Source organism: Nakamurella leprariae, assembly GCF_016918035.1.
Classification (GTDB): domain Bacteria; phylum Actinomycetota; class Actinomycetes; order Mycobacteriales; family Nakamurellaceae; genus Nakamurella; species Nakamurella leprariae.
The window spans coordinates 28,395-50,546 of sequence record NZ_JAERWK010000007.1; the positions used below are offsets into that span (position 1 = coordinate 28,395).

The 22,152-nt window shown below is 73.0% G+C and carries 21 protein-coding genes and 1 pseudogene; 14 read left to right on the forward strand and 8 right to left on the reverse strand.

The genetic code is table 11. The features are described 5' to 3' along the window. Position 1 precedes the first annotated feature (1 nt). Both JL106_RS20720 and JL106_RS05030 read right to left on the reverse strand, forming a co-directional pair. A complete protein-coding gene (locus tag JL106_RS20720) occupies positions 2–484 on the reverse strand; it encodes an acetyl-CoA carboxylase biotin carboxyl carrier protein subunit (RefSeq protein ID WP_328841378.1) in 483 nt (160 codons plus the stop codon). After that, positions 412–1,260 (reverse strand): DNA-3-methyladenine glycosylase family protein, encoded by an 849-nt coding sequence (locus JL106_RS05030; protein ID WP_205259607.1) that lies wholly within the window; start codon positions 1,258–1,260, stop codon positions 412–414. The genes JL106_RS20720 and JL106_RS05030 overlap by 73 nt, the downstream gene beginning before the upstream one ends. Before the next feature lie 110 nt (positions 1,261–1,370). On the opposite strand from JL106_RS05030, the gene JL106_RS05035 reads away from it, so the two are divergent. Beyond that, complete coding sequence (locus tag JL106_RS05035; RefSeq protein WP_205259608.1) at positions 1,371–2,309, forward strand: hypothetical protein; 939 nt, start codon at positions 1,371–1,373, stop codon at positions 2,307–2,309. A 15-nt stretch (positions 2,310–2,324) separates the two neighbouring features. Here JL106_RS05035 and JL106_RS05040 read toward each other — a convergent pair whose 3' ends face one another. Then, positions 2,325–3,221, reverse strand: coding sequence for a phosphoribosylaminoimidazolesuccinocarboxamide synthase (locus JL106_RS05040; RefSeq protein ID WP_205259609.1), 897 nt, complete (start codon positions 3,219–3,221; stop codon positions 2,325–2,327). A gap of 283 nt (positions 3,222–3,504) precedes the next feature. Here JL106_RS05040 and JL106_RS05045 point away from each other — a divergent pair, with 283 nt between their 5' ends. From JL106_RS05045 to JL106_RS20725, 7 genes and pseudogenes are all read left to right on the forward strand, one after another. Continuing rightward, positions 3,505–4,455 carry a PAS domain-containing protein gene (locus JL106_RS05045; RefSeq protein ID WP_205259610.1) on the forward strand — a complete coding sequence of 317 codons (951 nt, stop codon included), beginning with the start codon at positions 3,505–3,507 and terminating at the stop codon, positions 4,453–4,455. Positions 4,456–4,516: 61 nt separating this feature from the next. After that, a complete protein-coding gene (locus JL106_RS05050) occupies positions 4,517–5,173 on the forward strand; it encodes a trimeric intracellular cation channel family protein (protein ID WP_205259611.1) in 657 nt (218 codons plus the stop codon). A 228-nt stretch (positions 5,174–5,401) separates the two neighbouring features. Next, a complete protein-coding gene (locus JL106_RS05055) occupies positions 5,402–5,917 on the forward strand; it encodes an NADPH-dependent FMN reductase (protein WP_205259612.1) in 516 nt (171 codons plus the stop codon). A gap of 85 nt (positions 5,918–6,002) precedes the next feature. Next, positions 6,003–6,539: a flavin reductase family protein gene (locus tag JL106_RS05060; protein ID WP_205259613.1), complete on the forward strand. Its 537-nt coding sequence runs from the start codon at positions 6,003–6,005 to the stop codon at positions 6,537–6,539. Positions 6,540–6,756: 217 nt separating this feature from the next. Further along, a complete protein-coding gene (locus JL106_RS05065) occupies positions 6,757–7,131 on the forward strand; it encodes an aminotransferase class III-fold pyridoxal phosphate-dependent enzyme (protein WP_205259614.1) in 375 nt (124 codons plus the stop codon). Then, positions 7,128–7,316 (forward strand): annotated as a pseudogene (locus JL106_RS22410) (GPP34 family phosphoprotein); the annotation flags it as partial. The gene JL106_RS05065 and the pseudogene JL106_RS22410, both read left to right, overlap by 4 nt. Positions 7,317–7,350: 34 nt before the next feature. After that, positions 7,351–7,536, forward strand: a complete 186-nt coding sequence (locus JL106_RS20725; protein ID WP_236006847.1) for a hypothetical protein — start codon at positions 7,351–7,353, stop codon at positions 7,534–7,536. Here the strand turns inward: JL106_RS20725 and JL106_RS20730 are convergent. Beyond that, on the reverse strand, positions 7,520–8,176 hold the full coding sequence (locus JL106_RS20730) for a uridine kinase family protein (RefSeq protein ID WP_236006849.1): 657 nt from the start codon (positions 8,174–8,176) through the stop codon (positions 7,520–7,522). The genes JL106_RS20725 and JL106_RS20730 overlap by 17 nt on opposite strands. Before the next feature lie 192 nt (positions 8,177–8,368). Between JL106_RS20730 and JL106_RS05075 the strand changes: the two genes are divergently transcribed. Beyond that, complete coding sequence (locus JL106_RS05075) at positions 8,369–9,772, forward strand: CapA family protein (RefSeq protein WP_205259616.1); 1,404 nt, start codon at positions 8,369–8,371, stop codon at positions 9,770–9,772. A 3-nt stretch (positions 9,773–9,775) separates the two neighbouring features. Here JL106_RS05075 and JL106_RS05080 read toward each other — a convergent pair whose 3' ends face one another. Beyond that, the gene (locus JL106_RS05080; RefSeq protein WP_205259617.1) at positions 9,776–11,188 is read right to left on the reverse strand and encodes an amino acid permease; all 1,413 of its coding nucleotides are present in this window, start codon (positions 11,186–11,188) and stop codon (positions 9,776–9,778) included. Between the two features lie 236 nt (positions 11,189–11,424). Here JL106_RS05080 and JL106_RS05085 point away from each other — a divergent pair, with 236 nt between their 5' ends. Both JL106_RS05085 and JL106_RS05090 read left to right on the forward strand, forming a co-directional pair. Beyond that, positions 11,425–12,825 carry an alanine--tRNA ligase-related protein gene (locus JL106_RS05085; protein ID WP_205259618.1) on the forward strand — a complete coding sequence of 467 codons (1,401 nt, stop codon included), beginning with the start codon at positions 11,425–11,427 and terminating at the stop codon, positions 12,823–12,825. A 59-nt stretch (positions 12,826–12,884) separates the two neighbouring features. Beyond that, the gene (locus JL106_RS05090; RefSeq protein ID WP_205259619.1) at positions 12,885–15,413 is read left to right on the forward strand and encodes a DUF2156 domain-containing protein; all 2,529 of its coding nucleotides are present in this window, start codon (positions 12,885–12,887) and stop codon (positions 15,411–15,413) included. Between the two features lie 83 nt (positions 15,414–15,496). On the opposite strand, the gene JL106_RS05095 is transcribed toward JL106_RS05090, so the two are convergent. Continuing rightward, positions 15,497–15,931 (reverse strand): hypothetical protein, encoded by a 435-nt coding sequence (locus JL106_RS05095; protein ID WP_205259620.1) that lies wholly within the window; start codon positions 15,929–15,931, stop codon positions 15,497–15,499. Between the two features lie 472 nt (positions 15,932–16,403). Between JL106_RS05095 and JL106_RS05100 the strand changes: the two genes are divergently transcribed. Beyond that, the gene (locus JL106_RS05100; RefSeq protein ID WP_205259621.1) at positions 16,404–17,801 is read left to right on the forward strand and encodes an HNH endonuclease; all 1,398 of its coding nucleotides are present in this window, start codon (positions 16,404–16,406) and stop codon (positions 17,799–17,801) included. Between the two features lie 2 nt (positions 17,802–17,803). On the opposite strand, the gene JL106_RS05105 is transcribed toward JL106_RS05100, so the two are convergent. Then, on the reverse strand, positions 17,804–18,217 hold the full coding sequence (locus JL106_RS05105) for a DUF1801 domain-containing protein (protein WP_205259622.1): 414 nt from the start codon (positions 18,215–18,217) through the stop codon (positions 17,804–17,806). A gap of 64 nt (positions 18,218–18,281) precedes the next feature. Between JL106_RS05105 and JL106_RS05110 the strand changes: the two genes are divergently transcribed. Further along, a complete protein-coding gene (locus JL106_RS05110) occupies positions 18,282–18,941 on the forward strand; it encodes an alpha/beta hydrolase (RefSeq protein WP_205259623.1) in 660 nt (219 codons plus the stop codon). 5 nt (positions 18,942–18,946) lie between these two features. Here JL106_RS05110 and purB read toward each other — a convergent pair whose 3' ends face one another. Further along, positions 18,947–20,365: an adenylosuccinate lyase gene (gene purB, locus JL106_RS05115; RefSeq protein WP_236006874.1), complete on the reverse strand. Its 1,419-nt coding sequence runs from the start codon at positions 20,363–20,365 to the stop codon at positions 18,947–18,949. Positions 20,366–20,600: 235 nt separating this feature from the next. Here purB and JL106_RS05120 point away from each other — a divergent pair, with 235 nt between their 5' ends. After that, positions 20,601–22,130, forward strand: coding sequence for a carboxyl transferase domain-containing protein (locus JL106_RS05120; protein ID WP_205259624.1), 1,530 nt, complete (start codon positions 20,601–20,603; stop codon positions 22,128–22,130). Positions 22,131–22,152: the final 22 nt, after the last annotated feature.

The following is a 22,152-nucleotide window of genomic DNA, read 5'->3' on the forward strand; positions in this document are numbered from 1 at the left end:
CTCACCCCGCTTCGATCGTCAGCAGCACCGCGTCCTTGGCCACGGCCGCTCCCGACCGCGCGCCCAGGTCGCGCACCACCCCTTCGGCCGGAGCGGTGAGCACGTGTTCCGTCTTCATGGCCTCGACGACCACCATCCGCTGGCCGGCCAGGACGTGCTCGCCCTCGTCGACATGGACGACGGTCACCGTCCCCGGCACGGGCGACCGGCCCGGCCGCGGTGGCGGCCGCGGTGGGCGTCCGGTCCAGCGCCGCGTGGTCCCGGACCGCGAAGACGTCGCCGTCCCGACCGATCCACCAGGTGCCGTCCGCGCCTCGCACGGCGACCGCGGTGTGGCCGCATCCGTCCTGGACGTGCCGGTACCGGTCGTCGCCGAGTTGCTCGGTGACGGTGCGCGGCACGGGCCGACGGTCAGCCGGTCTCCAGCCGCTGCGCCCGCAGCGCCCGCAGGTGCACCGACGCCCAGGTCCGGAACGGTCGCCACGCCTCGGCGACGGCCGCGAGCTCCGCGCCGACGCCGTAGTGCTCGGCGATCTCCGCGGTCAGCCGGGCCTCGTGCCGGGGCGCGGCGTCCGGGGCGTTGGCCCCGCGCAACACCACCAGCTCGGCGGCGAACGGCCCGATCCCGGTGATCCCCCGGACCCGCTCGATCGCCTCGTCCGGGTCCAGGGCCCGCAGCGCGGCGCCGTCGAGCACGCCCGCCTCGGCCGCATCGGCGACGGCCCGCAGGTACTCGGCCGCGCGGCCGGGCAGCTCCAGCGGCGCCGACCGCAGCCGGTCGGGTGTGGGGAACGCCCCGTCGTCGCCGTACACCCGGATCATGTCCGCCCGGAGCACGGCCGCCCGGGTCATCCGCCGCCGTTGGGAGAGCACCGCCCACGCCGCGGCCTCGTACGGCGAGTGGAACCCGCACGGGCGCAGCCCCGGGAACGCCCGCTGCGCCCGGGCGATCACCGGGTCGCGGCGCCCCACGTCCGGCCACCCGGTCGCGTCCACGTCGAGGGCCAGGAACCGGGCGACCTGCGCGGCGGCCGCGTCCAGGTCGCCGTCGCCGCGGACGGTGATCCGGGCGAGGTCCCCGTCCTGGACGACGTCGGTCTCGGCCCGGGTCCAGTCGGCGTCCACCCGGAACACCGTCGAGAGCCGGTCGCCGACGCCGTCGGTGGGCAGTGCGGCCGGGGTGAAGCCCTCCCAGAAGTGGCGGGACGTGCCCAGCGACCAGGGGCCGCGGACCACCAACTCCGTCGTGTACCGAGCCATGCCGACCCCGTCCCCGCGGCTGATCCCGCGTCGTCCCGAGCAGCATGCCGCCCGTGCCCGACAGTGGTCCGCCCACGCCGGGGGCGACGGACCCGCCGTACCCTCGGCGCATGGAACGGCGCCGGCTGGGAGCAGCGGCGCTGATCACGGCCCTGGTCGTGGTGTTCGCGCTGGGGGTGCTGCGGAGTCGGGTGATCGAGGGCGAGGCGGTCGCCGTGCCCATCCCGCCGTCGCCGCAGGCCGGGGACTGTGTGGTCCAGGACCCGCGCCAGATCGCCGGTCAGCTGCACCAGTGGGCCTGGGGCGGCTCGTACGTGTCGCTGCGGACGGCGCCGTGCACCGGCCCCCGGTACGGCGAGGTGGTCGAGGTCCGCTCCGGCGACGACGCCGTGGACGTGGCTGACGCCTCGGGTTGGCAGGAAGAGTGCCGCGGCCAAGTGTACCGGCTGATCGGGCTGGACCTGCGGACGGAGGAACGGGCCCCGTTCCTGCCGGTGGTGCAGGTCGGGCTGGCCCTGACCGGCCCGGATCCCCGGGCGGCCGCCGCGGGCCAGCGCTGGTCGGCCTGTGTCGCCACCCTGACCCGGCCGGCGTCGACCGGCTCGACGCTGGGCTTCGCACCCGCCTCCGGCACCGTCGACCATCCGCTGGCCGGCGCCTGGTCCCGCGGTGAGCAGCGTCCGTTCGCCGTCTGCACCGACGACCCGGCCGGTCCGGACGCCGTGCCGTGCGACCAGCCGCACCGGTTCGAGATGCTCGGCCGGGGCCGCGGTGAGCCCGGCGCCACGCAGGCGTCCCTGGAGAGGGCGTGCGCGGACCTCGCCGTCCGCGCGGTGGGTGCCGAGAGCCCACTGCGGGACGGTGCGCTCATCTCCCGTGCGCTGGCCGTCCGCCCCGGTCCGGTCGGCGGCCCGCCGGTGACCGGACCCGCCGCGATCAGCGCGGACGGTGCCTTCACCGCCATGTGCCTGGTCGCCTCGGCCGATCCGACCCGGCAGCTGGTGGCGTCCATCCGCGGCACCGGGACCGGCCCGGTGCCGCTGCGCTGAGCGCGGCGCTCCGGCTCAGCCGATCCAGTCGGCGAACGACCGCCCCGAGATCCGTTCGTACGCCTCGACGTAGCGGTCACGGGTGGCCGACGCCACCGCGTCCGGCAGCGGCGGCGGCGGCTGGTCGGCGGCTCGGTCCCACCCGGACTCCGCCGAGGTCAACCAGTCCCGGACGAACTGCTTGTCGAACGACGGCTGCACCTGCCCGGCCCGGTAACCGTCGGCCGGCCAGAACCGGGACGAGTCGGGGGTGAGCACCTCGTCGCCGAGCACGAGAGCATCGCCCAGCAGCCCGAACTCGACCTTGGTGTCGGCCAGCAGCACGCCCCGGCCGGCGGCGTGCTCGGCGGCCCGCGCGTACAGGGCGAGGGTGGTGGCGCGCAGCTGCTCGGCCCGCCCCGCGCCGACGACTCCGACGACCGCCGCGAAGTCGACGTTCTCGTCGTGCGCGCCCAGTTCGGCCTTGGTCGCCGGGGTGAAGATCGGCGCCGGCAGCCGGGACGCCTCGACCAGGCCCGCGGGCAGCGGCACCCCGCAGACGGCGCCGTCCCGTCGGTAGTCGACCAGTCCGGACCCGGTGAGGAAACCACGGGCCACGCACTCGACCGGCAGCATGTCCAGCCGCCGGACCAGCAGGGCGCGCCCGCGGACCTCGGCCGGGATGCGCGGGTCGTCGACGGCCACCACGTGGTTGGGCACCAGATCGGCGAGCACCTCGAACCAGAAGACGCTCATCGCGGTGAGCACCCGGCCCTTGTCAGGGATCGGCGTGGGCAGCACGTGGTCGTAGGCGCTGATCCGGTCGGTCGCCACCAGCAGCAGCAGCTCGTCGTCGACGGCGTACAGCTCGCGGACCTTGCCGGACCCGAGGTGCTGGTAGTCGGTGAGGCTGGCTCCGCCTGGCTGAGTCACCGGAGCAGGGTACTGGCCGCGACCGGCGACCGGCCCCGGGAAGAGATGTGGCCGGTGCGCTCCCACCCCGGAAGCGCACCGGCCCGTCGACGCACGAGGTGCTCACCACCACGTGATCCCGGAGCAGCCTGGCGGCGGGAGCAGAGCTCGGTCCCCGCCGCGGGACTGGTGACCACCGCCGGGCCACTCCAGGTCATTGCCGTCGAACAAGGTAAGGCTAACCTGACCACGGCCGGGATGCAAGGGGACGCGATCACGTTCCCCTCCGTGGAACGATCAACGGGTGACCCTCGGCCTCGACCTGCCCGCCATCCCCGCCGCGGAACTGCCGTCCGTGCTGCTCAGGGCGGTCGGCGCGGCCCAGCACGGCATCACGATCGCCGACGCCACGCACCCGGACAACGCGCTGGTGTACTGCAACCGGTCCTTCCTCGACCTGACCGGGTACGACGAGGGCGACGTCCTCGGCCGCAACTGCCGGTTCCTGCAGGGCCCGGACACCGACCCGGCCGCGGTCGCCGCCCTGGCTGCGGCGGTGCGGGACGGCCGCAGCCTGCACACCGTCCTGCTCAACTACACCCGGGACGGACGGCCCTTCCACAACGAGCTGACCGTCTCGGCCGTGCGGGACGGCGACGGCCGGCTCACCCACTTCATCGGCAACCAGATCGACATCACCGAACGCGTGCAACGGGTGCAGCGGCTGTCCCACCTCGCCCTGTCCGACCAGCTCACCGGTCTGGGCAACCGGTACCAGGTGCTGGAGACGCTCGAGCAGCTGGTCGGTGAGTCGACCACCGACGCGGCGGGCGTCACCGGCAGCCGACCGCAGGTCGAGGCCGCGGCGGTCGTCTTCCTGGACGTCGACCGGTTCGCCGAGATCACCGAGAGCTACGACGTCGACGTGAGCACCCTGGTGCTGGTGCACCTGGGCCGCCGGCTGGCCGAGATCGCCGAGCCCGGCGACCTGACCGCCCGGCTGGACGCGGAGACCTTCGCCCTGGTGCGACCGCTCCCCCGGGACGGCGCCCGGGAGGCGGCCCGGGCGCTGGCCGAGTACGTCGGCGCGCGGATCTCCGCGCCGATCGAGACCGCCCGGCTGTCCCTGCCGATCCGGGTGTCCAGCGGTGCGGCCGTCTGGCCGGACGACGGGAGCACCCCGGTCGACGTGCTGCGGGCGGCCCGCAACGCGGTCCGCGCGGCCCGGCAGCGCAACGACCCGTACTTCTTCTGACGGTCGTCCCACCGCGAGGGGTCGATGATCGCCTCGTGATCGACACGACCGTGACCCGCCGGTGAGCCGCCGCGACCGCACCGCCGGCCCGGTCCCGTCCCGTCGGTGGTCGTCCGCCCGACTGCTGCTGGCCGCCGACGTCTCGGCGACCCTGCTGTTCGCCATCGAGGGCGCCCAGGTCGCGGTGACCGCGCACCTGGACCTGTTCGGCACCCTGGCCATCGCCCTGGTGGCGTCGACCACCGGCGGCATCGTCCGGGACCTGGTGCTGGGGGACACCCCGCCGGCGGCCCTGCGGCACCCCAACTACGTCATCACCGCGGTGCTGGCCGGCGCGGTCGTCTTCTTCGTCGACCAGTGGTGGCTGAACCTGCCACAGACGCCGATCGTCGTCCTGGACGCGGCCGGCCTGGCCATGTTCGCGGTGGTCGGGGCGGCCAAGGCGCTCGACCACGGCCTCATCCCGATCGTCGCCGTCCTGCTGGGCGTCGTCACCGGGGTCGGTGGCGGGGTGGCCCGCGACCTGCTCACCGACCAGGTCCCGGCCATCCTGACCCACGACATCTACGCCGTCGCCGCCGCGCTCGGGGCCGCCGTGTTCGTCGTCGCCGCGCGCGCCGGTCTGACCCGGATCTGGGCCATGTCACTGGGCGCCGTGGCCTGTTTCGCCCTCCGCGTGCCGGCCGCACTGCTCGACTGGAACCTGCCGCGCCTGTGACGACCGGCCGTCCGGACAGCGCGCCGGACGGCGCAAAGGGGGGTCGTCCGCGGGTCACGCCCGTGCAACAGACGCGTGTTACGTTCCGGGCAGACGTGAGACGTCGACCTGCCACGTGACACCCACCGCGTTGGCGATGCGCCGGGGACCATGATCTCTCCAGCGGTGGCGGACCGACTCCGCCGTCGACTCCTGGCGCGCCCGACGAGCTGCGGAGGAAGGTGACGGATGAGGATCACAGTGCTGACCGGCAATCCGAAACCGGACTCGCGGACCAGACGGATCGTCGACGCCCTGGCCAGCCGGGTCGCCGACGAGCTGCCGGTCGCCGAGGTGGCGAGCATCGACCTGGCCGGGGTCGCGGACCGGCTGTTCCGCTGGCCCGATGCCGGCCTGGCCCGTCTCACCACGACGGTGGCCGACAGCGATCTGCTGGTCGTCGGCTCACCGACGTACAAGGCCACGTACACCGGCCTGCTCAAGGCCTTCCTCGACCGGTACCCGAACAACGGGCTGGCCGGGGTGTGCGCGGTCCCGGTGATGACCGGGTCGTCCGAGGTGCACGCGCTGGCCGTGGAGACCGCGCTCCGCCCGTTGCTGGTGGAGCTGGGGGCCTCCGTCCCGAGCCGGGGCCTGTACTTCGTGATGGACCGGATGCACCGGCTCGACACCGTCCTGGACGACTGGTGGCAGGCCAACCGAGCCCCGCTGCTGGCCGCGCTGGGTCGGGTCCCGACCGGCTGACCCGCGCCGGGCTTCCCGCTCCACAGTCCCCGCACTCCGACCGACGACTCCTGACCGCCTCCGGGCGACCCCACGAAGGATGGACATGACCGACCCGCAGTCACCCGAACCGACCGCCGCGCAGATCGTGGAGGACGAGGCCCCCTTCGACTCCAACCACTTCCGCCAGGTCATCGGCAGCTTCCCGTCCGGCATCACGATCGTCACCGCCATGCTCGACGGCAAGCCGGTGGGCATGACCTGCCAGTCGTTCTTCAGCCTCTCGCTGGACCCGCCGCTGATCGCCTTCTCGCCGGCGGTCACCTCCACCAGCTACCCGTCGATCCGCGAGGCCGGCAAGTTCGCCATCAACGTGATCGCCGACGGCCAGCGTGACTTGGCCGGGCAGTTCGCCCGCAGCGGCACCGACAAGTGGGCCGGGGTGGACTACGAGCTCGGTGCGGTCGGCGCCCCGGTCATCGGCGGCGTGGCCGCGGTGGTCGAGTGCGAGCTGGAGACCGAGTACCCCGCCGGCGACCACTTCATCGTCATCGGCCGGGTCAAGGCGATGTCGCACGAGCTGATGCACAAGCCGCTGCTGTACTTCCGCAGCGCCTACTCGTACCTGGCCGACGAGGCCTGAGCCGCCCCGTCCGACCGCTCACCCGCCGCCCGGTGGCCCCGCCACCGGGCGGCGGACCGCGTTCCGGGTCTGCACCAGGTCCTGGACCACCTCGGAGACCATCCGCAGTGACGCGTCGTCGAGCAGGTTGCCTGCTCAGTGCCTGGTGCTCGGTCGAGGAGAGGATCCCCACCGTCCGCCCCGGCGGCAGCGCCGCGATCTTCATGAGGGTCCGGACGTGATCGAGCGGGACGGATCGGCCGCGGGGGCGGCGACGCTGGGCGCGCAGCTCACCGACCGGCTGCGCGACATCGCCGACCGCTGCGACCTCGTCGTCGACGTCCGCGGCCGCGGTCTGCTGCAGGGCATCGAGCTCGCCGCCCCCGACGGCACGATCAGCGCGGACGACCTGGGCCGGGCGGTGACCGCCGCCTGCCTGGAGCGCGGCCTGCACATCAACCTGCTCCAGGTGCCCGGGGCCGGTGGCGTCATGCGCATCGCGCCGCCGCTGACCATCGAGGAGGCCGACCTGCACCGGGGTCTCGACGTCCTGGACGCCGCCCTGCTCGAGGTGGCTGAGGCGACTGAGGTAACCGTGGGAGTGCCGGCATGAGCGAGTTGCTGCTCATCGAGGAACTGTTCCTGCTCGGGCACGACGACGAGACCGGCAAGATGCGGCTGGCGCTCGGGATGCCCGCGGTGCTGTCCGGCGCCCTGCTGCTCGACCTGGCCCTGCGCGAACTGATCCTCGTCGAGGACGACCGGGTCACCCCCAGCGGTGCGACCCCGGACCACCCGGTGGCCGCAGCGGGATGCCGGGCCGGAACAGCGGATGCGGACCCGGCTCACCGAGGTGCTGCTCGAGCGCAAGCGGGCCCGGGCCACTGCAGTGGCGCTGCGGAAGCAGGCGGAACACGGCGACGTCGTCTCACGCACCATCGCCGACAGCGTCCGCGCCACGCCGGCCGCGGTGTTCCCCACGCTGATCGCCACCACGGTGATCAACTCCGGGAACTGACCGGGTCCGCCACCGCCAGCTCGTCCGGCGCGGATCCGTCCGACACCGGACTGCCGGCCACGACGACCGTGGCGTGCGCCCAGGGCCGCTCGGCCAGCAGGAAGGGACGTTCGACCGCCTCCCAGTCCGCCACCATCTGCCGGTGGGCCGGGTCGTCGCCGTCCCGGGCGAGCAGCCGGCGGGCCGCCACCCGACGGTCGACCTGGATCCACACCGACGCGTCCAGCAGGGGCGCGAGCGACCGGCGGACGATACCGGTGCCCTCGACGAAGACGGTGTCCAGCCCGGCCGGCACCGCGATGGAGCCGGGCCGATCGCGGTCGATCCAGGCACGCGGCCGGTGATCGACGGCCTCGCCGCGCCGCACCGGCCGCAGCACGTGCTCGGCGAGGAGCTCGTCCCAGTCGAAGAACGAGTGATGCCAGGCGATGTCATCGGTGTGCACCACGGCGGAGCTCGGGGCCACCACCTGCAGCCGGTCGACGATCCGGGTCTTCCCGGCCCCGCCGCGCCCGTCGACGGCCACGATGCGGGGCCGGCCGGTGACCGGTCCGGCGGCCGCGTACAGCGACTCGACCAGTTCGGTCACCGGGATCACCCGCCAGCGGCCGGCGGCCGGCTCGCCCGGTTCCAGGTCCATGCAGTGCTCCCGTCCGGTCCGGCCACCTCGCGGAGCTCCGGCCGATCCCGGTGCCCCGTCCGCAGTGTGGCACCGGCACCTGGTGGCGGTCACCGTCCGTACACCTCCGATCGGGTCGGCCGCGCCTCCCACCGCCCGCCGGGACCGGCTGCGACGGTGGGGGGACGACGAGCGACCCGGCGGGAGGGTGCGGTGCGAGCAGTGCGCCGACGGCCGGCCCGGACGCTGGCCCTCGCGCTGGCGTCGGCCCTGACGGTCGCCACCGCGGCCTGCGGCACGCCCGGGTCCGGCCTGGACGCCGGTGTCCGACCGCTGGCGGCCGGGACGACGTCCATGAGCGACGTCCGGACCGACGCCCCGGACCTGACGGTGACCGTGCCCGCGCTCACCGCGGCGCCGACCACCGAGCCGGACGGGACCGAGGTCAGTTCCGATCCCGTTCCCGATCCCGTTCCCGAGCCAGTCCCCGAGACTCCGGAACCGACTCCGCAACCGGCTCCGGAGCCACCGCCCGCAGCGCCGACGCCCACCCCCGCGGCCGACGTGCAGGTGGCCCCCGCGGCCGGTCCACAGGCGGGAACGCTGCCCTGCCCGGGCGTCCGGTGCCTGACCGTGGCGGCGACGGGTGACGTGCTGCTGCACCCGCAACTGGTCGAGCAGGCCCGTCGCAACGCCGACGGCACCGGCGCGGACATGGACTTCTTCCCGATGCTCGCCGCCCAGCAGCCGTGGATCGCCGGCGCGGACCTGGCCGTCTGCCACCTGGAGACGCCGCTGGCCCCGTCCGGCGGCCCGTTCTCCGGGTACCCGGCGTTCTCGGTGCCGCCGCAGGTGTTGCCGGCGCTGCTGGAGACCGGCTACGACGCCTGCACCACCGCCAGCAACCACACCCTCGACCAGGGCACCGAGGGGGTGCAGCGGACCCTCGACGCACTCGACGCCGCCGGACTGGCGCACGACGGCTCCTACCGGACCGAGGCCGACTCCCGCACCCCTCTCGTGCTCAACACCGCGGGTGGCCGGGTCGGGCTCATCTCGGCGTCCTACGGCTGGAACGGGTTCCGGCCCGACGAACCCTGGCGGGCCACCGGCATCGACGTCGAGCGGCTGCTGGAGAAGGCCCGCGCCGCGAAGGCGGCCGGCGCGGACGTGGTCGTGGTCGCGCTGCACGCCGGCGAGGAGTACGACAGCACTCCCACGGCCGAGCAGCGGAACGTCGCGGCCCGGCTGCTGGCCGATCCGGCCGTCGATCTGATCGTGGGCCATCACGCGCACGTGGTGCAGCCGATCGAGCGGATCGGCGACAAGTGGGCGATCCACGGTCTGGGCAACACCGTGGCCGCCCAGTTCGACGAGGTGCACGGCACCCGCAACGGCCTGCTGGTCCGCGTGCAGTTCAGCCAGGACGCCGAGGGCCGGTGGACGGCTGGTGATCTCGGCTGGGTGGCCTCCTACCAGGACCTGCGGTCCCCGTTCCGCTGGTGCCCGCTGACCGCGCCCGGCGGCTGCCCGGACGATCCGGACGGGCTGGCCCGGGTGACCGACGTGGTCAACGCCCTCGGCGCGGATCGCGCCGGCGCCCACCCGATCGGCTGAGCGTCAGGAGCGCGGCGCCCGCTGCCGCCGCCGCGACAACCGGTAGCCCACGGGCAGCAGCAGGAACCAGACCGCGCCGACGATCAGCGACAACCGCCCGTCGGCGGTGAAGGCGAGCAGCACGACGACCAGGCCGAGCAGGGTCAGCGCCAGCACGGTGGTCACCGGGGCACCCGGCAGCCGGTAGTCGACGGCCGCCACCTCGCCGCGGGCCACCCGGCGGCGGAACACCAGGTGGCACACCAGCAGGGTGCCCCAGACGAACACGATGCCGGCCGCGGCGAAGGCGGCCAGGTAGGTGAACGCCTGCTCGGGCGAGACCAGGTTGATGACGATGCCGAGCGCCATCACCCCGGCCGACAGGGTCAGCCCCGGCAACGGCACAGAGCGGCTGCTCATCCGGGAGAACAACGCGGGCGCGTCCCGTTTCAGCGACAACGTGTGCAGCATCCGCCCGGTCGAGTAGATGCCGGAGTTGCACGACGACAGCGCGGCGGTGAGCAGGACGAAGTTCACGATCCCGGCCGCGGCCGGGATGCCGATGGACGAGAAGACGGAGACGAACGGACTCTCGCCCTCGTGGTACGCCCGCCAGCTCTGCACCGACATGATGATCACCAGTGAGCCGATGTAGAACAGGCCGATCCGCAGCGGCAGGCTGTTGATCGCCCTCCGCAGCGTCACCTTCGGGTCAGCCGCCTCGCTGGCGGTCACGCCGACCAGTTCGACGCCGATGTACGCGAACATGACGATCTGCAGACTCAGCAACGCCGCGGCCAGACCGAGCGGGAAGACCCCGCCGTCGGCCCACAGGTTGGACAGCGTCGGCCCCTCGTCCGGGCCGATACCCAGCGGCAGCAGCACCAGGATGCCCAGCACGATCATCCCGACGATGGTGGCCACCTTGACCAACGCGAACCAGAACTCGGCCTCGCCGAACAGCTTCACCGAGATGAGGTTGGCCGCGAACAGCACGCCCAGCATCACGGCCGAGGTCACCCAGACCGGGATCCCCGGGAACCAGTACTGGATGTAGTTGCCGGCCACGGTGATCTCAGCCATGCAGGTGGTGACCCAAACCAGCCAGTAGGTCCAGCCGACCGCGAAACCCCAGGAGCTGCCCAGGAACTCGGTGGCGTAGTCGGAGAAGCTGCCGGCCACCGGACGGTGCAGCAGCAGCTCGCCCAGCGCGCGCATGACCACGAAGATGGCCAGACCCGCGATCAGGTAGGCCAGGATGAGTGCCGGTCCGGCCTGCTCGATGGCGGCGCCGGAGCCGAAGAACAGCCCGGTGCCGATCGCGCCGCCGATGGCGATCATCTGCACGGTGCGGGCGCTCAGCCCGCGGGCGTACCCGTCCTGGTGCTCGTCCCCGGCCGCCGGCGACCCCGGCTCCTGCACTGCCGCTCCACCCACGCCGGCCTCCCCGTGGTCCCCACTCCGGTCCGCCCGGCGCCCGACCTGGGATCGGCGGCAGATCAGCGGCAGATCAGCGGCATTGTGGACGCTGTGACCCGATGTGTCACGCACCGCACCCGCCCGGTCGATGTCCACCCCAATCGTTCACTGTCCGTGACGAGAGGCGGGTGAAAGCGCAGGTCAGGACTGATCACCCGTTGTCGCGCCGGTTGCGCTCTGCGATCATCCGACGCATGGACGCGCATGAGATCCGCCGGGCCTTCCTGACCCTGCAGCGGGAGCGGGGACACGTCGTGATCGACCGGGCGCCGCTGGTGCTCTACGACGACCCGACCACACTCTTCACCGGCAGCGGCATGCAGCCGCTGCTGCCCTACCTGCTGGGTGCTGACCACCCCGACGGCGTCCGGCTGGCCGACAGCCAGACCTGCCTGCGCGTGCAGGACATCGAGGACGTCGGCGACAACCGGCACACCACGTTCTTCGAGATGCTCGGCAACTGGAGCCTCGGCGACTACTTCAAGGCCGAGCAGCTGCCGGCGTTCTGGCACTTCCTCACCGACATCGTCGGGCTGGACCCGGACCGGATCTACGTCACCGCCTACAGCGGCGATCCGGACAACGACATCCCCAAGGACGTCGAGGCCGCACAGATCTGGACGGACCTGTTCACCGCGGCGGGAGTCTCGGCCGACCAGGTCGACCTGGTGACCGAGGAGCACGGGGCCGAGGTCGGCAACCACGGCGCCCGGATCGCCTTCTACCAGAAGAAGAACTGGTGGTGCCGGGGCGGCAGCGCCGCGGACATGCCGCCGGGTGAGCCGGGCGGACCGGACAGCGAGGTCTTCTACCTCTACCCGGACATCGACCACGACCCGGCCTACGGCGCGAACTGCCACCAGAACTGCGACTGCGGCCGGTACATCGAGCTGGGCAACTCCGTGTTCATGCAGTACGGCCGGACCGAGACGGGGTTCGAGCTGCTGCCGCGCCGCAACGTCGACTACGGCGGCGGTCTGGAGCGGATCGCGGCCGCGGCCATCGACACCCCGGACATCTACCGGATCAGCCTGCTGTGGCCGATCGTCGAGCAGCTGCAGACGCTGTCCGGGCTGAAGTACGAGGACAACACCGAGGCCATGCGGGTCATCGCCGACCACCTGCGCGGGGCGACGTTCCTGGCCGTGGACGGCGTGAAGCCCAGCAACAAGGAGCAGGGCTACGTGATGCGGCGGCTCATCCGCCGCGCCGTCCGGTACGCCTTCGCCCTCGGCATCGAGGACGACTTCTTCGCCGGCATCGTCCCGGTCATCACCGGCCTGTACATCGACGACTACCCCGAGGTGGCCGCCCGGCAGAACGAGGTGGTCGCCGTCCTGGTCAAGGAGGAGGCTGCGTTCCGTCGCACCCTGCGCAAGGGACTGCGGGAGCTCCGGCAGTTCCGCCGCGCCGGTCAGATCGGTGGGGCCGAGCTGTTCGTCCTGCAGGACACCTTCGGGTTCCCGGTGGAGCTGTCCACCGAGGAGGCCGGCTCGCTGGGCATCGCGCTCGACCCGAACTGGCGGGCCGAGTTCGACGACAAGCTCGACGAACAGCGGCGCCGCTCGCAGCAGGCCAGCAAGATGAAGCCCTGACGCGGGCCTCGCACCATCCTGTCGTTCGCACCATCCCGACGAGCAAGGCAAGAATTGCGATGAGCACCACCGTCGTCCCGCCGGCCGAACCGGCCCCCGCTCCTCCTGGCCGGTTCGCCGCGCCGGCCCGTCGGGCCGGCGAGGCGTTGCGGCGACTGCTGCCGCAGCTGCGCAGCACCCCGGTGGTGCTGGTCTGGCTGGTCGCCTTCTGGGCGGCCGGCGCCGTCACCGGCAGCCTGGTGCACGGCCCGGACGGCCAGCCGGACCTGGCCACGCCGTCCGGCACCGGGCTGTGGAACGCGGTGGCGGTCGGCATCCCGACGCTGCGCGACGGGCACTGGTGGACTCCGTTCACCGCACCCTTCTTCGCAGCCGACCTGATCACCTACCTCGGTGCCTCGGTGCTGCTGGTGGCGACGGCCGCTGCGGTGGAACGCCGCTGGGGCAGCCGGCGCACCCTGCTCATCGCGATCGCCGTGCTCGTGCTGGGCACCGCCCTCGGGCTGGCCGTCATCGAGCTGGCCACCCTGGTCCCGGACTGGACCTGGGCGTCCCAGCTCGAGCAGGGCACCGCGGTCAGCCCGACGCCGCTGGTCTTCGGGCTGCTGGCCGCGGCCAGCGCCGACATGTCGGCACTGTGGCGGCGACGACTGCGATTGGCCCTGGTCGCCGTCGGCCTGGTCATGCTGCTGTACGGCGGGCGGATCGAGGACGTGCTGCGGTTGGCCAGCACCCTGGTCGGACTGGCGATCGGCGCGTTCGTGCTGCACCGCGGGCAACGGCACGTGCTGGCCACCCGTTCCAGCATCCACGAGACGCGGGTGCTGGTCGCGGTGGTGTTCGCCGCCTCGACGCTCGGCCCAGTGCTCTGCGCGTTCTCCGACGACATGGACGGCCCCCTGCAGTTCCTGCAGGTCCTCTACGTCGGGCCGGACGTCGCCGAGGCCCGCGGTGTGGCCGACATGGTGATGGCCCTGGTGCCCGCCGCGCTGGTGCTGGTGCTCACGGCCGGACTCCGTCGCGGCCGCCGCTTCGCCTGGTGGGCCATGCTCGGCGTGCACGCCGCCCTGCTGATCATCGGCGTCGTGTTCGCGTTCCAGCTGCTGGCCGTGGCCGACGACATCGGGCTGAGCGAACTGGCCGACGAGCAGGGCATCTCGCTCGTCGCCTCGCTCGCCCCACTGGCGGTGATCCCGGTCCTGCTGATGCTGCTGCTGTGGCTCACCCGCCGGTCGTTCACCGTGTCCGCGCCGGCCCGCACCTACCGGCGGTTCGGCCTGCTGGTCGGCGCCACGGTACTGGTCGGCTGGGTGTTGTCGGTCGGGCTGGGCGCCCTGGTCGAGGACCAGTACACCCCGGTGCCGACCTTCTGGCAGCTGGTCGCCGACTACCCGCTGCGGCTGCTGCCCAACGGGTACGGGGAGATCGTCAACCCCGGCTTCGAACCCGACCGGGACACGTTCGCCGAGTTCCTCACCGACTGGCTGGGGGTCGTCGTCTGGCTGGTGGTGCTGGTCGGGCTGCTGCGCAGCTTCGTGAAGGCGGCCGTCACCAGCACCGCGCTGGACGCCGAGCGGGCCCGGGACATCCTGGACCGGCACGGGGTGACCTCGCTGGCCTGGCTGACCACCTGGGAGGGCAACAGCTGGTGGTTCAGCGCCGACGGTTCGTCGTACGTGGCGTACCGGGTGGAGGGCGGCGTCGCCCTGACCACCGGCGACCCGATCGGTCCGGCCGATCGACTCGAGGCGACGATCCGGGAGTTCGTCGACCACTGCTCGCACCAGGGCTGGATCCCCGCGTTCTACAGCACCACCGAGGCGGTCAAGCAGGTCACCGACCGGCTGGGCTGGCCGAGTCTGCAGGTGGCCGAGGAGACGGTGCTGCCGCTGGGATCGGTCGCGTTCGCCGGCAAGAAGTTCCAGGACATCCGCACCGCCATCTCCCGCGCCGGCAAGGCCGGGGTGACCGCCGAGTGGATCAGCTATCCAACCGCGCCGCTGGCCGTGCGGGACCAGATCCAGGCCATCTCCGAGGAATGGGTGTCCGACAAGGCGCTCCCCGAGATGGGCTTCACCCTGGGCGGGATCGCCGAGCTGGACGACCCGCACGTGCGCTGCCTCATCGCGGTGGACGAGTCGCGGACGGTGCACGCGGTCACCAGCTGGATGCCGTCCTTCCGGGACGGGCAGGTCATCGGCTACACGCTGGACTTCATGCGGCGGCGCAGTACCGGCGACCTCAAGGGGTTGATGGAGTTCCTCATCGGCCGGGCCGCGTTGGACCTGCAGGCCGAGGGGCTGGAGTTCCTGTCGTTGTCCGGGGCGCCGCTGGCGCACGCGGACCCGAGCGCGCCGTCGACGGCGGTGGACAGGGTGCTGGAGTGGATCGGCCGGACCATGGAGCCGGTCTACGGGTTCCGGTCACTGCTGAAGTTCAAGGCCAAGTTCCAGCCCGAGTACCAGCCGATGTACATGAACTACCCGGAGCAGGCCGTGCTGCCCCGCATCGGGCTGGGCATCAGCCACGCCTACCTGCCGCACCTGACCGTGACGCAGACGGTGCGGATGATCGGCGAGCTGACCTGACCCGTCACGCCGCCCGCCATCCCAGGACTCTCGCGGCGATCTCCAGTGGCTTCGGCCGCGACTCCATGGCCGCCCAGGTGCCGTCAGCGGCGAGCAGCTCGCAGTGGGCGGTGCCGGCCTCGGTGGCCGGGCAGCGGCGGAGGGGTGGCCGGAGCGAGGTGCGAGCGGAGAGCTGGCCCCGACCATCCGGCCAGGATCCGCACGGCGGTCCCGGACGGGAAGCGGTGGATCGTCGCCCAGTCGGCGCCGGTGCGGTGCTGCCACTCCAGGGCATCGCGGTCGATCATCATGCGCTGCTCGGCGGTCGCCGACGCCGCCGTGGTCTCGAGCGCGAACCGCCTGCCGCGCTTGATCTCCCGGACCGACCAGCGGACCAGCAGCAACGACGGCGGGGCGTCGCCCGCGGACTCCGGGGTGGCGCTCTCGAGCAGGGCGCCGGTCAGGCCGCCGACCGTGACGACGCCGCGGAGGACGCGGCCGTACAGCGGCAGGTGGCACCAGGTGCGGGGCGCGCTCATGGCTGGTCGGCCGGGTCGGCGGGCGGCGCGGCGTTGGTCTGGGACGCACGGGGTTGACCGTAGCGAGCGAGCGATGTCGGTCGGCCCGGCCACTCGCGTTGTGCCTGGCGACGAGTCTGCGCCGCGACGGATTTCGCCTGCTTCCGCAGGCTGGGTATGCCCTCGACACCGGACGACGGGCGTGTACACGCGCTGCGTGCTCCACGACATTCGCTCGACTGCCGGAGACGTCAGCGATGTCGGCGATCAGACGGACCCTGGACGGCCAGACCGACCACGGCGGGACCACATCGCTCCGAACCGCGACTCACCGCATCGACAGCCGCTGCGCGCGAACGAGTTCCGCAGCTGGGAACGCGCTGAGAACGCGCCGTGATTGTGCATCTGACCTTCACTCCGACGCCGATCGACCACCCGTCCGCGCTCGGGATTCACCTCGATCATCGGTGTTGAGGGACGTAGACTCGTACGCATGTCCAGCTCGACGACCGCCGCTCCGGTCTTGCCAGCCGTGGTCGCGTCGTGGGTCGAGCGGCTCGGCGCCGACCTGGCCGGACTGGACGAACACGCGCTGGTCGAGCTGATCACCGCGATCGAGCGGCTCAAGGCGGCGGGAAGCGCCGCCCAGGCCGCAGCGACCACCCTGCTGCTGGACCGTCAACTGACCACCTCCGACGCGGCTGCGTCCCCGGACGAATCCGGCGAGGTGGCCAAGCGGCGCCGGGTGTCCGTGCGGCGGTCGGTCGGTGCGCAGGTGGCGTTGGCCCGCCGGGTCTCTCCGTACCAGGGCGGCCGGCACCTCGGCCTGGCCGTCGCACTGCGGGACGAGCTGCCGGAGCTGGGCGCGGCGCTGCGCCGCGGCGCAATCAGCGAGTGGAAGGCAACCCTGGTGGCGCGGGAGACCGCCTGCCTGAAGCCGGAGCTCCGCCGCGCTGCCGACCGCGAGTTGACCGATCGGTACGCCGGTCTCGGCGACCGCGCGTTGGCGGCCGAAGCGACGCGGATCGCCTACCGACTCGATCCGAAGCACGCTGTGGCTCGGAACGCCAAGGCCCACCACGACCGCCGGGTCAGCCTCCGACCCGCGCCGGACTGCATGACCTACCTGACCGCACTGCTGCCGGTCGTGCAGGGCGTCTCCGTGTTCGCCGCCCTGACCAACCATGCGAACACCGTCTTCGCCACCGGCGACGAGCGCGGCCGCGGCCAGATCATGGCCGACGAGCTGGTCGCCCGCGTCACCGCCGGTGCCGCACCCGCCGCCGCCATCGTCGAGTCCAGCGATGACGACTCCGACGACGCCGACGTCAGCGAATTGCCTACCGTGCCGGCCGGGCTCGACCTGACCATCAACCTGGTCATGACCGACCGCACCCTGCTCGACGGCGACACCGAGCCCGCCGTCATCGTCGGCCACGGCCCCGTCCCGGCCAGCCTCGCCCGGCACCTCATCCGCGAGGCCCCGGAGTCATCGCGCGTCTTCGTCCGGCGGCTGTTCCAGGACCCAGCCGGGCAGGTCAGCCATGCCGATCCACGCAGACGCCGTTTCGGTCACCAGGACCGGCAGTTCCTCATCGCCCGCGACCAGACCTGCCGAACACCCTGGTGCGACGCCCCCATCCGGCACGCCGACCACATCCAACCCCACGCCGCCGACGGCCCCACCACCACCAACAACGGCCAAGGATTGTGCGCGCGCTGCAACCTCACCAAAGACCACGACGGCTGGCACACGACTGGTTCCGCAGCGGCCGCCGTCGTCACCACCCCCACCGGCCATCAGTACGCCAGTGCCCCGCCCGCACCACCCCGATCCGCCCACTGGGACCGCCCGCCCCGCGAGCTCGCCGAGCCGGCCGGCGCGCGATGAGATCAGGAAGCCCGAGCGCTCCACGCGGATCGGATCATCCCGCGCAGCACCTCGAGATCCACCTTGCCCACGTCCTTGAGGTACAGGCAGCCCTTGCCGGTGGTGTGCGGCCCCAGTCGGGCCAGCTCCGCCTCGGCCGCCGCGTCGTCGGCGTCGGCGTTGATCACCCCGTACAGCGTGAGCGCCTGCGCCCGCGGTGCCAGGCCGACCACCGGGGTGTCTCCCTCCCGGCCGGACTCGTAGCGGTAGTGCAGGCTGCCGAATCCGACGATGTTGCCGCTCCACAGCGCCGGCTCGACCCCCGTCACCTGACGCATCAGGTCGGTGACGGTGCGGGCGTCGTCCCGCCGCCGGGTGTTCGGGACCGCGGCCAGCAACTCGTCGACGGTGCGGGTGTCCCCGCCGGTCTCCACCATGCGCGGGATCGTAGGCCGGTCACGCCACGACCACCCGGCCGCGGCGTCACCTACCGTGGCGGGAATGACCGCGGTGATCAGCTGGCTCGGCCGTCCGCAACCGGACGATCCGACCGTGCCCACCCTGGTGCTGCTGCACGGACACGGCTCGCACGAACAGGACCTCATCCAGCTCGTCCCCGCCATGCAGATGTTCCTGCCGGACGTGCACGCGAAGGTGCTGGCCGTCCGCGGATCCTTCCCGGCCCTCGGCCGCCCGCGCGGGTACTCGTGGTTCCCGGGGTCGGTCCGGGAGCAACCGCCGGCCGAGTCGGTGGCCCTGGCCGTCGATGCGGTGGCCGGAGTGGTCCGGCAGCACACCGGACGGGCCGTCGTCCTCGGCTTCTCGCAGGGCATGTGCATGGCGGTCACGCTGCTGCGCCGGCACCCGGAGCTGGTCCGAGCCGTCGTCGGGCTGAGCGGCTTCGTCTACGACGACTGGCAGCCCGGCGATGCGGAGCTGTCCGTCCGGGTCCGGGCCGGCGCCGGGGTGCCGGCGTTCTTCGGCTACGACCCGGCCGACCCGATCGTCCCCATCCGAGCCACCGATCACGCCCGGCGGTACTTGCACGAGCACACCGAGCTGGAGGAACACCGCTACCCGGGCATCGGGCACGGCGTCGGGCTGCCCGAGATCACCGACGTGGCACGCTTCCTCACCCGGTTCCTGCACGCCGGGAGCTGACCGGGCTACAGGATCGCGCCGGGCCGGTAGGCGGCTGCGTCTGGATGCGCCGCCGTGATCTCGCCGACCCGGGCCACCACCGCGTCGACCTGATCACCGGCCAGGCCGGTGAAGCCGATGCGGTCGGCCACCAACTGCCCCAGCTCGTCCCGGCTCAGCGGCAGCCGTTCGTCCGCCGCCAACCGGTCCAGCAGGTCGTTGTCGGCCCGGCCCGCCTCGCGCATCTCCAGCGCCACTGCGACCGCGTGCTCCTTGATCGCCTCGTGCGCCGTCTCACGACCGACCCCGGCGCGCACCGCACCCATCAGGACCTTGGTGGTGGCCAGGAACGGCAGGTACCGCTCCAGCTCCCGGTCGATGACCGCCGGGTACGCCCCGAAGTCCTCCAGCACGGTCAGGAACGTCTCGAACAGCCCGTCCAGCGCGTAGAACGCGTCCGGCAGCGCCACCCGGCGGATCACCGAGTCGAAGACGTCGCCCTCGTTCCACTGCGCCCCGGCGAGTTCCCCCGCCATCGAGGCGTACCCGCGCAGGATGACCGCGAGCCCGCACACCCGTTCGCAGGAGCGCGCGTTCATCTTGTGCGGCATGGCGGACGACCCGACCTGCCCCGGCTGGAACCCCTCCGTAGCCAGCTCGGCCCCGGCCATCAGCCGGATGGTGGTGGCCAACGCGGCCGGGCCGGCCGCCACCTGCACCAGCGTGGAGATGACGTCGTAGTCCAGCGACCGCGGGTAGACCTGCCCGACCGAGTGCAGCACGGCGCGCGGTTGGGGATCAGTGCCGAGCGCCTGCCCGACCACCTCGCTGATCACCTGCTGCTCCAGCGCCGCCACCGCGTCCGGCGACCCGAGCAGGTCGTCCATGTCCTGCGCGGTGCCGACCGGCCCCTTGATGCCGCGCAGCGGGTACCGGTCCAGCAGCGACTCCACCCGGGCGTACGCCTGCAGCACCTCGTCGGCCGACGACGCGAAGCGCTTGCCGAGCGTGGTCGCCTGGGCCGGCACGTTGTGCGACCGCCCGGCCATCACCAGATCGCGGAACTCGGTGGCCCGCGCGGCCAGGTGCGCCAGCAGGCTCACCGTCTTGTCCCGGACCAGCGACAGCGCGGCCAGCACCTGCGCCTGCTCCACGTTCTCGGTGAGATCCCGGCTGGTCATGCCCTTGTGGACCTGCTCGTGCCCGGCAAGGTCGTTGAACTCCTCGATGCGGGCTTTCACGTCGTGCCGGGTCACCCGCTCGCGGGCCGCGATCGAGGCCAGATCGACCTGGTCGATGACCGCCTCGTAGTCGGCCAGCACCTGCTCGATGCCCGCCTCACCCGGGCCGGGCCCGAGGCCCTGCGCGGCCTGGGCGCGCAGCACCGCCAGCCACAGCCGCCGCTCGGCGACGATCTTGTGCTCCGGCGACCAGATGCGCACCATCTCGGCCGACGCGTACCGCTGGGCCAGCACGTTCTCCACCGGCGGCTTGGCCGGCCGGCCGCCACCGGCGGGGTCGGGGACAGCAGGCGCAGCGGTCGGCTCATTGGTCGGCTCAGGGGTCGGCTCAGGGGTCGGCACGGAAGTCACACCCGCATTCTCTCCCGATCCGGAACCGGACCTCGCCGCCCCTGGCTAGCGTGGGTCCCGACCGCCCAGAGAACGGAGCCCGCCCGGCATGACCGTCCCCGCCCCGGCCCGCACCGGTGCCCGCGCCCTGATCGACCAGTTCCTCGACCCGGGCACGTTCGTCAGCTGGGACGAGCCGGCCATCACCGTCCCGATGTCGCCGGAGTACGCGGCGTCGCTGGACGCCGCGCGGGAGAAGACCGGGCTGGACGAGTCGGTCATCACCGGCGAGGGTCTGCTCCGCGGCCGCCGCGTCGCCCTGGTCGCCGGGGAGTTCCGCTTCCTGGCCGGGTCGATCGGGGTGGCCGCCGCCGAGCGGCTGGTGCTGGCCATCGAACGGGCCACCGCCCTGGGTCTGCCGCTGCTGGCGTCGCCGGTCTCCGGCGGCACCCGCATGCAGGAGGGCACCGTCGCCTTCCTGCAGATGGTGAAGATCGCCGAGGCGGTGGCCGCGCACAAGCGGGCCGGGCTGCCGTACCTGGTCTACCTGCGCAGCCCCACCACCGGCGGTGTGCTCGCCTCCTGGGGGTCGCTGGGTCACTTCACGGTCGCCGAGCCGGGCGCGCTCATCGGGTTCCTGGGGCCGCGGGTCTACGAGGCGCTCTACGGCGACACCTTCCCCGAGGGCGTGCAGACCGCCGAGAACCTGTACCGGCACGGTCTGCTCGACGCCGTCCTGCCGCCCAGGGAGCTGGCCGGCATCGCCGCCCGGGTGCTCGACGTGCTGGTCGCGCCGCGCTACCCCACCGGCGCGACCCCGACCGATCCGGCCACCGACGTCGACCCGGATCCCGCCGTCCCCGCGTGGGACTCCATCGTCGCCTCCCGGCGCCGGTCCCGGCCCGGCGTGCGCCGGCTGCTGCGCACCGCGGCCACGGACGTCACCCCGCTGAACGGCACCGGCACCGGCGAGGTCGACCCCGGCATCCTGCTGGCCCTGGCCCGGTTCTCCGGCGCCCCGTGCATCGTGCTCGGCCAGGACCGGCAGGGGCAGACCCCCGACGCCCCGATGGGACCGGCCGCACTGCGCGAGGCCCGCCGCGGCATGCGGCTGGCCGCCGAACTGCAGCTGCCACTGGTCACCGTCATCGACACCCCGGGAGCGGCACTGTCACGGGAGGCCGAGGAGGGCGGCATGGCCGGCGAGATCGCCCGCAGCTTGGCCGATCTCGTCACCCTCGACGCTCCGACGGTGAGCGTGCTGCTCGGCGAGGGCACCGGCGGCGGGGCGTTGGCCCTGGTGCCGTGCGACCGGGTCGTCGCGGCCCGGCACAGCTGGCTCTCGCCGCTGCCACCGGAGGGCGCCAGCGCGATCATCCACCGCACCACCGACCAGGCCGCGCAGATGGCGGCCGAGCAGGGCGTGCGCAGCGCCGACCTCAAGGCGGCCGGCATCGTCGACCGCATCGTCGACGAGCTGCCGGACGCGGCCGACGAGGCCACCGCGTTCTGCCACCGGATGGGCACGGCGCTGGCCGACGAGCTGTTCCGGCTCATGACGGTGCCGCCTGCCGAGCGCGCCCGGCGCCGGCACCAGCGGTACCGCTGGCTGGGCATGCCGGGCGCCGCCGCCCGCTGACCGACGGCCTGGGCGTCCCCGG

Bases quoted from the DNA above. Each gene is read 5' to 3' on its own strand.
- JL106_RS05030 (WP_205259607.1), bottom strand. From the start codon at position 1,260: ATGGCTCGGTACACGACGGAGTTGGTGGTCCGCGGCCCCTGGTCGCTG.
- JL106_RS05035 (WP_205259608.1), top strand. From the start codon at position 1,371: ATGGAACGGCGCCGGCTGGGAGCAGCGGCGCTGATCACGGCCCTGGTC.
- JL106_RS05055 (WP_205259612.1), top strand. From the start codon at position 5,402: ATGAGGATCACAGTGCTGACCGGCAATCCGAAACCGGACTCGCGGACC.
- JL106_RS05060 (WP_205259613.1), top strand. From the start codon at position 6,003: ATGACCGACCCGCAGTCACCCGAACCGACCGCCGCGCAGATCGTGGAG.
- JL106_RS20725 (WP_236006847.1), top strand. From the start codon at position 7,351: ATGCGGACCCGGCTCACCGAGGTGCTGCTCGAGCGCAAGCGGGCCCGG.
- JL106_RS20730 (WP_236006849.1), bottom strand. From the start codon at position 8,176: ATGGACCTGGAACCGGGCGAGCCGGCCGCCGGCCGCTGGCGGGTGATC.
- JL106_RS05085 (WP_205259618.1), top strand. From the start codon at position 11,425: ATGGACGCGCATGAGATCCGCCGGGCCTTCCTGACCCTGCAGCGGGAG.
- JL106_RS05090 (WP_205259619.1), top strand. From the start codon at position 12,885: ATGAGCACCACCGTCGTCCCGCCGGCCGAACCGGCCCCCGCTCCTCCT.
- JL106_RS05095 (WP_205259620.1), bottom strand. From the start codon at position 15,931: ATGAGCGCGCCCCGCACCTGGTGCCACCTGCCGCTGTACGGCCGCGTC.
- JL106_RS05100 (WP_205259621.1), top strand. From the start codon at position 16,404: ATGTCCAGCTCGACGACCGCCGCTCCGGTCTTGCCAGCCGTGGTCGCG.
- JL106_RS05105 (WP_205259622.1), bottom strand. From the start codon at position 18,217: ATGGTGGAGACCGGCGGGGACACCCGCACCGTCGACGAGTTGCTGGCC.
- JL106_RS05110 (WP_205259623.1), top strand. From the start codon at position 18,282: ATGACCGCGGTGATCAGCTGGCTCGGCCGTCCGCAACCGGACGATCCG.
- purB (WP_236006874.1), bottom strand. From the start codon at position 20,365: ATGGTGCGCATCTGGTCGCCGGAGCACAAGATCGTCGCCGAGCGGCGG.
- JL106_RS05120 (WP_205259624.1), top strand. From the start codon at position 20,601: ATGACCGTCCCCGCCCCGGCCCGCACCGGTGCCCGCGCCCTGATCGAC.